The 9,256-nt window shown below is 45.3% G+C and carries 12 protein-coding genes and 1 pseudogene; 6 read left to right on the top strand and 7 right to left on the bottom strand.

Features of this window, described 5'->3' with window-relative positions:
- Both NTX76_05680 and NTX76_05675 read right to left on the bottom strand, forming a co-directional pair.
- On the bottom strand, positions 1-1,450 hold a 1,450-nt coding region (locus tag NTX76_05680), incomplete at its 3' end, for a type II/IV secretion system protein (protein MCX7338749.1).
- On the bottom strand, positions 1,450-2,079 hold the full coding sequence (locus NTX76_05675; protein MCX7338748.1) for a hypothetical protein: 630 nt from the start codon (positions 2,077-2,079) through the stop codon (positions 1,450-1,452). The genes NTX76_05675 and NTX76_05680, both read right to left, overlap by 1 nt.
- Before the next feature lie 122 nt (positions 2,080-2,201).
- Between NTX76_05675 and idi the strand changes: the two genes are divergently transcribed.
- Positions 2,202-2,813, top strand: a complete 612-nt coding sequence (gene idi, locus NTX76_05670) for an isopentenyl-diphosphate Delta-isomerase (GenBank protein ID MCX7338747.1) — start codon at positions 2,202-2,204, stop codon at positions 2,811-2,813.
- A complete protein-coding gene (locus tag NTX76_05665) occupies positions 2,814-3,692 on the top strand; it encodes a polyprenyl synthetase family protein (protein MCX7338746.1) in 879 nt (292 codons plus the stop codon).
- Positions 3,693-3,745: 53 nt separating this feature from the next.
- On the opposite strand, the gene rpmA is transcribed toward NTX76_05665, so the two are convergent.
- Together rpmA and rplU are read right to left on the bottom strand one after the other, a co-directional pair.
- Positions 3,746-4,015 carry a 50S ribosomal protein L27 gene (gene rpmA, locus NTX76_05660; protein ID MCX7338745.1) on the bottom strand — a complete coding sequence of 90 codons (270 nt, stop codon included), beginning with the start codon at positions 4,013-4,015 and terminating at the stop codon, positions 3,746-3,748.
- 30 nt (positions 4,016-4,045) lie between these two features.
- Positions 4,046-4,360, bottom strand: a complete 315-nt coding sequence (gene rplU, locus NTX76_05655; GenBank protein ID MCX7338744.1) for a 50S ribosomal protein L21 — start codon at positions 4,358-4,360, stop codon at positions 4,046-4,048.
- 134 nt (positions 4,361-4,494) lie between these two features.
- Between rplU and fliQ the strand changes: the two genes are divergently transcribed.
- The 4 genes from fliQ to NTX76_05635 all read left to right on the top strand — a co-directional run bounded on the left by fliQ (position 4,495) and on the right by NTX76_05635 (position 6,483).
- Complete coding sequence (gene fliQ, locus NTX76_05650; GenBank protein ID MCX7338743.1) at positions 4,495-4,755, top strand: flagellar biosynthesis protein FliQ; 261 nt, start codon at positions 4,495-4,497, stop codon at positions 4,753-4,755.
- Positions 4,752-5,540 (top strand): flagellar biosynthetic protein FliR, encoded by a 789-nt coding sequence (locus NTX76_05645; GenBank protein MCX7338742.1) that lies wholly within the window; start codon positions 4,752-4,754, stop codon positions 5,538-5,540. The genes fliQ and NTX76_05645 overlap by 4 nt, the downstream gene beginning before the upstream one ends.
- A gap of 110 nt (positions 5,541-5,650) precedes the next feature.
- A complete protein-coding gene (locus NTX76_05640) occupies positions 5,651-6,217 on the top strand; it encodes a DUF2975 domain-containing protein (protein ID MCX7338741.1) in 567 nt (188 codons plus the stop codon).
- A gap of 11 nt (positions 6,218-6,228) precedes the next feature.
- Entirely contained in the window at positions 6,229-6,483 is a 255-nt protein-coding gene (locus NTX76_05635) for a helix-turn-helix transcriptional regulator (protein ID MCX7338740.1), read from the top strand.
- Here the strand turns inward: NTX76_05635 and NTX76_05630 are convergent.
- The 3 genes and pseudogenes from NTX76_05630 to tuf form a co-directional block, all read right to left on the bottom strand.
- Positions 6,422-7,537, bottom strand: coding sequence for a protein kinase family protein (locus tag NTX76_05630; GenBank protein ID MCX7338739.1), 1,116 nt, complete (start codon positions 7,535-7,537; stop codon positions 6,422-6,424). The genes NTX76_05635 and NTX76_05630 overlap by 62 nt on opposite strands.
- Before the next feature lie 37 nt (positions 7,538-7,574).
- A pseudogene (locus NTX76_05625) lies at positions 7,575-9,105 on the bottom strand (lysine--tRNA ligase).
- Between the two features lie 10 nt (positions 9,106-9,115).
- The coding region (gene tuf / locus NTX76_05620) for an elongation factor Tu (protein ID MCX7338738.1) at positions 9,116-9,256 on the bottom strand (141 nt) is incomplete at its 5' end.

The raw sequence follows: 9,256 nt of genomic DNA, 5'->3' as shown, positions 1-9,256 counted from the left end.
TTTCATACCGCAAAATTTCTGTACGGTTCCCCCCTTGCGCGACCAAGTCATCAAGCCCCTCGTCAAACGGCAGGATTTCAACAATCGCCGTTCGCCCCTTGTATCCCGTAGTGTGGCACGCCTCGCATCCCTTCCCCTGGCATTTTAGACAAATTTTCCGAACCAGCCGCTGGGATAATGCGCACAAAATATTACCCGAAAGTAATGCCGGCTGCAGCCCCAAATCAATTAATCGTGCCGGTACGCCATAGCTGTCATAGGTATGCAGTGTTGCAATGACCAAATGCCCCGTCATTGCGGACCTCAGCGCCATCTTGGCGGTGGCTTCGTCCCTGATTTCACCAATAAAAATGACATCGGGGTCCTGACGCAGAATTGACCGCACCCCATCCGCAAAGTCGATGACGCCCCCCTCGCGAATCTCAGTTTGTCGGATGCCCGATAATTGGTACTCGACAGGCTCCTCCAGCGTCATAATATTGCGCGTTTCACAATCCATTTGGGAAAATAATCCATAAAGCGTCGTGGTTTTACCAGACCCCGTTGGGCCACTGACCACGATTAATCCCTGCGGGGCGTGCGCCACCTTTTTAAGGTAGTCGATTTGATCCGCGTTAAACCCCAGCTCCGCCAGACTTAAAAGCGGTTTATTTCTTTCCAGAATACGAATAACAATGTTTTCCCCAAAAATTGTGGGATGGGTCGACAACCTAAAATCAATTTCATGCCCCGCGATTTTTTGGTCAAACCGTCCACTTTGCGGCCGGCGTGATTCAGCAATATCCAGCTGCCCCATGACCTTAAGGCGAACAGACACATTTGGCCAAATGGATTTATGCAGGCGCTGCAGAACACTAAGGATACCATCGATTCGAACACGAACAAGGATCGTTTTCTCCTCTGGTTGGAAATGGATATCAGATGCCCCCGAAAATACAGCGCTTTCCAAAATCGTATCCACAATTTCAACAGCACCGTCGGATTCATAAGAAGCGCTGGTTGATTGGTCATTATGCAGGATACATTCTATTTGCGCAGGATCCGCATGATAAAATACGATTTGCGCGGAGCCATCCAAGGTTGCCTGGCATTGATGCTGCAAGCTGTCGCAAACCACGATATCCTCAGGGTCAGCAAGGGCAATACATAAATTCGACCCATCCCAATCAAATGCCAATGCCTTATGATGGGCCCAAACCTCACGCGGCAAAACAGAAAACGCAGCCGTGTTTATTTTTACAGACCCAAGGTCAACAATGGGGTGCCCCGTGATAACCGATAACAGTTTCTGCAATTCAAACGAATCAATCAACTTAAGGTCGATCAAAATATCCTGCAACAACCGGGGTTTATGCTTTTGTTCCTCCAAAGCAATACCAATCTGATTGGGCGTCAGGATCCCCTGGCTCAGCAAAAGCGTTATCAATCGATCGTTCGATGGCATAACCATTATTGCCGCACGGTTCCTTTTTGGGGTAATTTTTCCATAATTCGCAGCGTTTCTGACGTCATGCCAGCGCGGCGATAGTAATATTCGGCATTCAATAATTTTCCTTCGCTTTCAGATTCCTCTGCTAGTTTTTTATTCATTTCTCTTACCTTATCGGGTATTTCAGCTTGAAGGTAACGGCTAGCAGCCTCATCGAGATTTTCTTCACTTTCTTCTTTCTCAGCAAGGATTTTTCCCAACTCCATTATCTTGGTATGGTTACAAGCCTTTCGATAGTCATCATAGGCAGCAGCAAAGTAACCCAGTTTTTCGGATTTGACTGCATAGTTATTGTACATATCTCGTTCTGGTTGTGTCCCCGCCACATATTCCCGCTTGAGTTGCATATGGTTTACCCTTATGGCGTCCTCAATTTTACCTGCCTCATAATAAACCTCAGCAACCCCAAAAAAATCCTTTCGCTTTTCAGCCATCCGTGCAAGCTTTTCCAATTGTTCGCTTTTCTTGTCTATGATTTGCGCATCAGTGGACGCTGTCTGCTCGCCCGGTTGTTGTGTTTCAAAAACTTCAGCAAATCCAATGCTGATGGATGACAGAATTAATATTACGTTGAATAGATTTTTATACATGATTATGGTCCTATAAACGATATAATATCAAGATTTATTTTTTACTACATAATATCCATTATAGATCATCATTATTAACAGCACGTTAAGTTTCATCAATAATTTTGCCTGATCGCCAAAAAATGCAAAAAACACCATCAGAATTGGCATTTTTCATTCCATCTGGGTATAGTGAAAAAGGAACCATTATCAATTTTGGGAAAAAAATGACAACAGAAATCGTTCTTGTTAATGATAATGATGAAATTATTGGCACGTCTGAAAAGCTGGAGGCCCACCGCAAGGGGCTGCTTCACCGAGCTGTATCGGTATTTCTGATACGAAAGGTTGATCATGTCAAAGAAATTTTAATCCAAAAAAGAGCCCTAAAAAAATATCACAGCGGCGGACTATGGTCCAATTCATGCTGCACGCACATCATGCCAGGTGAAACTATCATGGGGGCCGCAAAGCGGGCTTCGTTACATGAATTGGGAGTTTCGCCAAAATTATTTTTAAGCGCAGGTTTTTTTCGTTATTATGCCGAATTTGATAATGAATATACAGAACATGAAATTGATCATGTTGTGGTTGGCATTGCCGATGGCCTAACTTTGAACCCCAACCCAGATGAAGTAGACGACCATAAATGGGTCAACATAAACTACTTATGGGGACGAATAGAGGCAAATCCAGCGGAATACACGGCTTGGTTCAAGTCGGCGCTGCAGCAGGCGGCCGGGCATTTATATTAAATGTTTAATTTAGAGGCTATCAAGGGGCGCATCGAAAATTATCTGGACCAGACAATGGACCGGAATCCAGGCGTCTCCCCCACCCTTGATCAGGCGATGCGATACAGCTTATTGGATGGCGGCAAACGCTTGCGGGCGATTCTTGTCTATGCAACGGGGGAAAGTTTTGGCGCGCCCATAGAATCGCTTGATGCCCTGGCCGCGGCGGTTGAAATGATTCATGCATTTAGCTTGATTCATGACGATTTGCCATCGATGGATGACGATGATTGGCGTCGGGGCAAGCCGACATGCCACAAAGTATATGGCGAGGCTACCGCAATCCTGGCTGGTGATGCCCTTCACACGATGGCGTTTGATTTGCTTGCTGAGGCCAAAGGATTGTCGGATAAAACCAAAATCGCGTTAATTCAAACATTAACACATGCGGTTGGCCCCTCAGGATTAATTGGGGGGCAGGCATTGGATTTGGCGCTGGAAAATTCATCCACAGACGTTACGATTTTGGATTTGGAAACGGTTGATCGGTGCAAAACGGGGGCGCTTTTAACGGCAAGCATCGTTATAGGATATTTGGGATCGAGTCAGAATGATCCCTGTTGGATAGAGAGGCTAAGCAGATTCGGTCATGCCCTGGGGCAGGCTTTTCAAATTCAGGATGATATTCTGGACATTGAATCATCGTTTGATGTGCTTGGTAAACCACAAGGGTCAGATGCGAAACGCCACAAACCGACTACACCAACTGTCATGGGCATGACTGCAGCAAAGCAAAAAGCACAGAATTTGTATGCAAAGGCCGTGGACGAAGTGTCAGGTCTTTCAAACAATTCTTTGCGAGATGTGGTCCTGTTCTTGAAAAATAGGACGGGGGATTAAGAAAGCTGATTTTCATGGATCCCCACCTTAGCGGGGAACCCAGAAACAGAAAACTATACGGACACTGCAGACACAGGCAACACAGATACAAATGAACGATCTTGACGTCCCTTTGAAAATTCTACGATACCGCTAATCAATGCAAACAATGTGTGGTCTTTTCCTAAACCAACATTTTTTCCCGGACGAACTTTTGTTCCACGTTGGCGAACGATAATGCTGCCTGATGTGATTTCTTGTCCGCCATATTTCTTTACGCCCAAACGACGACCGGCTGAATCGCGACCATTCCGTGAGCTACCACCCGCTTTTTTTGTTGCCATAACTTAAACTCCTTGACCTAAAAATAAATACTAATTCGCCGAAATCTTTGTGATTCTGAGAATAGTCAAATTCTGACGGTGACCATTTTTACGACGATAGTTATGACGACGCTTTTTCTTGAAAATAATCACTTTTTTGTCGCGAATTTGATCCAAAACAGTGGCTTGAACCGTAACATCCGTTAACAAAGGCGCACCAATTTTTATATCAACGCCATCACTGATCATCAGTACTTCCGTTAAGTTAATAACGGATCCTGCCTCAACGTCTAATTTCTCAACGCGGATAACCTTATTTTCCATGACACGGTATTGTTTACCGCCGGTTTTGACAATTGCAAACATCGTCCCTACAATTCTTTTAAAAAAAACAAAATCTATATTTGAACAAAGATATCAAAGGCAAACAGTTTTGTCTATCTTGTTGTTGGTGAGTATGTCAAGATTTTCGTAGACGTTCAATGATGGTACCCTAAACGATGAATGCAGCGATGATTGGTGACCTTTTACGAGAAGCCGTCTTTGTCATGTTAAAGGTAAGCGGACCCCTGATGCTTATTGGGTTAGTCATCGGGGTGATTGTTTCTTTGTTGCAGGCATTGACCCAAATCCAGGAACAAAGCCTAACCTTTGTGCCCAAACTTTTTGCCTTGCTTTTCAGTATGATTTTCTTGGGATCGTTTATGTTAAGGACACTTATCCAATTCACAGAACAGCTTTTTTCAAGGATCGCCACTTGAATCGTTCGTTTCTGATTCAGGAATTCTATCAATTTTTTATCGTGTTCATTCGGGTTGCTGGCATGGTAATCACAATGCCTGCCTTTGGCCAGGCCGAAATTCCACCACGGTTTCGGGCGATGATGGCGATTGTCATTGGCTTTTCCATGACACCATTTTTATCACAAAACTTGCCGTCTGATTTTTCAAATTATATGCCGGTAGCTTTTTTGATGATTCGGGAATTGGCCATTGGGTTGTTTATTGGGCTTGTAGGGCGAACGCTGTTGGGCATTTTGGATGTTGCTGGCAGCATCATCAGTTATCAGTTAAATCTGTCCAATGCAACCCTGTTTAACCCCAGCATGGCATCCCAGGGCGTTATTACCGCGATGATGCTCAGCATGGCCGGGACGACATTGATTCTGGTGTTGGATCTGCATCACCTGATGATTTATGCGGTTATTCATAGCTATGCGCTGTTCCCCGTGCAGGCGGCCAGCGCATTTCTGGCGGATGGGCATTCCATGATCGGCGATATGGCGCATACCCTTGTCCATATTATGGGTCGGGTTTTTGTGATTGCAGTGCAATTTTCCAGCCCATTTTTGTTGGTTGGCATTATTCTGCAATTGGCTTTTGGTTTACTGAACAGGCTTGTCCCCCAGATGCAGATTTTCTTTGTCGCGATGCCGTTGCAGATTGGGTTGGGTCTGTTTGTTTTGGCCCTTGTGATATCGGGGATGTTGCTGTCGTTTGGTGAACAATTTGCCAATGAATTCAGTCTGGCGTTAAAATTAATGTAAGCATCATCCAAAATCATTCATTTTTTATCGATAAACGATAAAAAGTTATTGCTTTTCAATTATACCCGCTGTAATCTGTGCCTAGATAAACAATTTTACACGGTGTCATTATGAAACAAATCGAAAAAGTCAGTTCCTATCTTTTAACTATTTTAACAATACTGGTCATTATTCTGCCGCTATACATCATTCTTCAATGGCTTTTCATTGACACGGGCACGATGAAACATTTGATGGCAGAGGGTATCTTGATGAACCCCATTAACGCACCAGAGGGCATCGTTAATCTTAGCACGGTTAATTGGACTCTTTTTTCCAAGGGCGCGGGGTTTGCCTCGCATGCAATCGGATCCTTACCATTCTTTTTGAGCCTTTTTGTCCTGAGATCAATTTTTCAAAATTATCAAAAGGGCGAGATTTTTAATACAATCAACGCGACCCATTATAAAAAACTGGGGTGGTTGTGCTTTTTGGATGCCCTGATTGCGCAACCCCTGGCCGATACCCTGATGATTCTTGCGGTTACGTTTTCCAATCCACCGGGTCATCGTTATGTGGCTATCAGTTATGGCACACCGAACCTAGAGGCCCTGTTTTTCGGGCTCATCCTCATCGTCATATCCTGGGTCATGCTAGAGGGTAGCAAGCTTCACGATGACCAGAAATTCACCATATAAAGGGGCACATTATGGGAATTATTGTGAATCTTGATGTCATGTTGGCCAAAAGGAAAATGAAGCTTCAGGATCTGGCCGAATTAATGGGCATTACCGTTCAAAATTTGTCGATCCTAAAAACGGGCAAAGCCAAAGCCATCCGATTTTCCACGCTCGAGAGCATCTGCGAGCATTTGGATTGCCAACCGGGGGATATTTTGGAGTTTAAAACGGATAAACCGCATTCTTGCTTTCATTCATCAGATTATTACAAAATTCACCCATAGAAAGCGCATCCTTTGCATATTTTTGAATGATGACATCAATCGTTGGGCTTGCGGGCCCAATTTCATGCTCTAAATAATTTTTCAGCAAACTATTCCAAGAAATTTCTTTGCCAAAAAGGCCGCGCATGATGTTTTTCAACAGATTCATCGCCACAAAACGGCGATCGTAATCATTGTGTTGGCGCAAAAATTCTTTTTCAGCGTCGGTCAGATCAAATTGAGGGGATAAAGCCAACCCAAAATCGCTTAAATAAACAAGGTTGCCATCCGTTAAGATGTTATGAAAATGGGCATCAAAGTGAACAAAACCCTGTTTCTTTAAAAAGGTCACAACAGCACCAAGGTTATCGTCAACAAACTTAACGGCTGAATCCGCTACGGCACCACCCCGTTGAAACTTTTCCTTAAGCCACTGGTTTAAAGTCTGGGGAATATATTCGACAAACAAAACCATATAAGCCTTGGCGTCGTGAAGCCTCGCCAAACGGTTTCGGATCTCCTTTGAACTTTCCCAATATTTGACGCGCTTATCCAGGGCCTCTTGTTCATCAGGACTAAGGGGATTTGGCTTTGGCGCCGGCATTATGCGCCAATGATACATCAATGGAAAACAGGGGCAATCACCAGCAATCACCCAATTGGTTGTCATGATGTGGGCAGCAAGTTCACGCCACGCACCAAAGCCGGTTGAGCCGACACCGTACTGATAATATAGGGGCAAATGAAAAATATTTGCCGTGGACCGGATATTTTGGGGCCGTTGTTCAAGATCGGTCAGGGGAATCTTTTTAACAAAGACGCGAACACCATTTATGGTCAGTAATGCTAGTTTTCCGCCAATGCCAGAATGCAATTCCAGGGCACTTTCTAACCGGGCGGAAAGTTCCTGGTCGCTAAGACAGGCCAACGCTGTGGAAATTTTGGAATATGTTTGAATGCGATCAGAAGGAATGATGGCGGCCCCGGTGGCGTTTTCATGACTCGCCACCATAATAAAAATGAATCGACAAATGGACAGAATTGTTATGGCATACCTTGAATATGTAATAAACACACTTTCACAACTTTCTTTTAACCCCTTGATGTCGCAACTACATATGTGTCGAAATCAATTGCCTCATATTCTCAACGCCATACAGCGCCACAAAGGATCCCATGCGGGGTCCTTCTTTTTGGCCCAGCAGAATTTCATAAAGCGCCCCAAACCACGCACGCAAATCTGTAAATTGGTGGCGCTTTCCAACCTCGAAAACGGTGGCCTGAATATCCTCCGCCGATGCATGGGCCGCCAACAACCCAAGGGCAGCATGCAAATCCTGCAGCGCTGCAAGCTCAACCTCTGTCGCGGGGCGAAAGTGTTTCTGTGGCTTCACAAAATCACGATAATATGCCAACGCGTACTGAATTAAACGATCCAACATGGGCATCATGGTCGGGGACGAATCCGGCAAATATTGCTGCACAAATCCCCAAAGGACGGCTGGATCCTCTGTATTGCAAACAGATGCAAGGTTCAGCAAAATATTGAAACTCAACCCCGAATCACCGCGCGGGGGATTGCCATTGTGCAGGTGATAAACGGGGTTATCGACTTGTTGTTCAGGGGTTTGTTCCGCGTATTTCGCCAGCTGAGATAAATAATCATCAACCGCGCGCGGGATGACATCGAAATACAGCCGCTTTGCCTTTCGAGGCGCCTGGAACATATAATATGCCAAACTTTCATGGGGAGCATACGTCAGCCAATCATCGATCGTCAGGCCATTTCCTTTTGATTTGGATATTTTTTGCCCTTGCTCGTCAAGGAACAATTCATACGTCAATGTCTCTGGCGTTCGGCCACCCAGGATGCGGCAAATTTGGCTGGAAACCTTAACCGAATCAATCAAATCCTTCCCGGACATTTCATAATCAACGTCAAAAGCGCGCCACCGAGTGCCCCAATCAATCTTCCATTGAAGCTTACACTGTCCACCGGTAACGGGAACCTCGATTAGTTTTTGAGTTTGCGGATCACGATAAACGATTGATCCAGAATCTGGGCGAATTTCCACCATCGGGACTTGCAACACAACGCCGGTCGTTGGGCAGATAGGCAGAAATGGGCTGTACGTCGCCCGGCGTTCATCACGCAAGGTTGGCAACATAACGGCCATAATAGCATCAAAGTTTTGCAACACAAGGCGCAGGACTTCGTCGAACTGGCCACCCTTATACCAATCGGTGGAGCTTTGAAATTCATAATCAAATCCAAAGGAATCCAAAAAACGCCTGAGCATCGCATTATTATGATGCCCAAAGCTTTCAAACTGATCGTATGGATCTGGCACCTGGGTCAGTGGTTTGCCCAAATGCTGTTTCAACNNNGTCCATGTCGTCGGAAAAGGCAAACAGGCGCGTTGGGATATCGCTCAGCCGTTGAAAGGCTTGGCGCACCATCGATGTTCGTGCGACCTCGCCAAATGTTCCGATGTGGGGCAAGCCCGATGGGCCGTACCCCGTTTCCAGCAGAACATATCCCTTTTCAGGGGTCTTGCTGTTTACGCGATTCAGGATGCGGCGAGCTTCCTCAAATGGCCAAGATTTGGCATTCAAATAAAGGTCTTGGGGAACGCTCACCATAAAAGAAACCTTACTTTATAATCTTAGAGACAACACCGGCCCCAACGGTACGACCACCTTCACGGATGGCAAAGCGTAAGCCTTCGTCCATGGCGATTGGTGCAATCAATTCAACCTTGACGGTGACGTTGTCGCCAGGCATGACCATCTC

It is taken from the genome of Alphaproteobacteria bacterium, assembly GCA_026400645.1.
GTDB lineage: Bacteria > Pseudomonadota > Alphaproteobacteria > Paracaedibacterales > CAIULA01 > JAPLOP01.
Note: the sequence above shows the minus strand (reverse complement) of the source record. Positions and strands in the feature narration are given on the sequence as shown.

What these genes read in the sequence shown, in the direction of transcription:
- fliQ (MCX7338743.1), top strand. Translation starts at nt 4,495, where the DNA reads ATGAATGCAGCGATGATTGGTGACCTTTTACGAGAAGCCGTCTTTGTC.
- NTX76_05640 (MCX7338741.1), top strand. Translation starts at nt 5,651, where the DNA reads ATGAAACAAATCGAAAAAGTCAGTTCCTATCTTTTAACTATTTTAACA.
- NTX76_05675 (MCX7338748.1), bottom strand. Translation starts at nt 2,079, where the DNA reads ATGTATAAAAATCTATTCAACGTAATATTAATTCTGTCATCCATCAGC.
- NTX76_05665 (MCX7338746.1), top strand. Translation starts at nt 2,814, where the DNA reads ATGTTTAATTTAGAGGCTATCAAGGGGCGCATCGAAAATTATCTGGAC.
- rpmA (MCX7338745.1), bottom strand. Translation starts at nt 4,015, where the DNA reads ATGGCAACAAAAAAAGCGGGTGGTAGCTCACGGAATGGTCGCGATTCA.
- idi (MCX7338747.1), top strand. Translation starts at nt 2,202, where the DNA reads ATGCAAAAAACACCATCAGAATTGGCATTTTTCATTCCATCTGGGTAT.
- NTX76_05635 (MCX7338740.1), top strand. Translation starts at nt 6,229, where the DNA reads ATGGGAATTATTGTGAATCTTGATGTCATGTTGGCCAAAAGGAAAATG.
- rplU (MCX7338744.1), bottom strand. Translation starts at nt 4,360, where the DNA reads ATGTTTGCAATTGTCAAAACCGGCGGTAAACAATACCGTGTCATGGAA.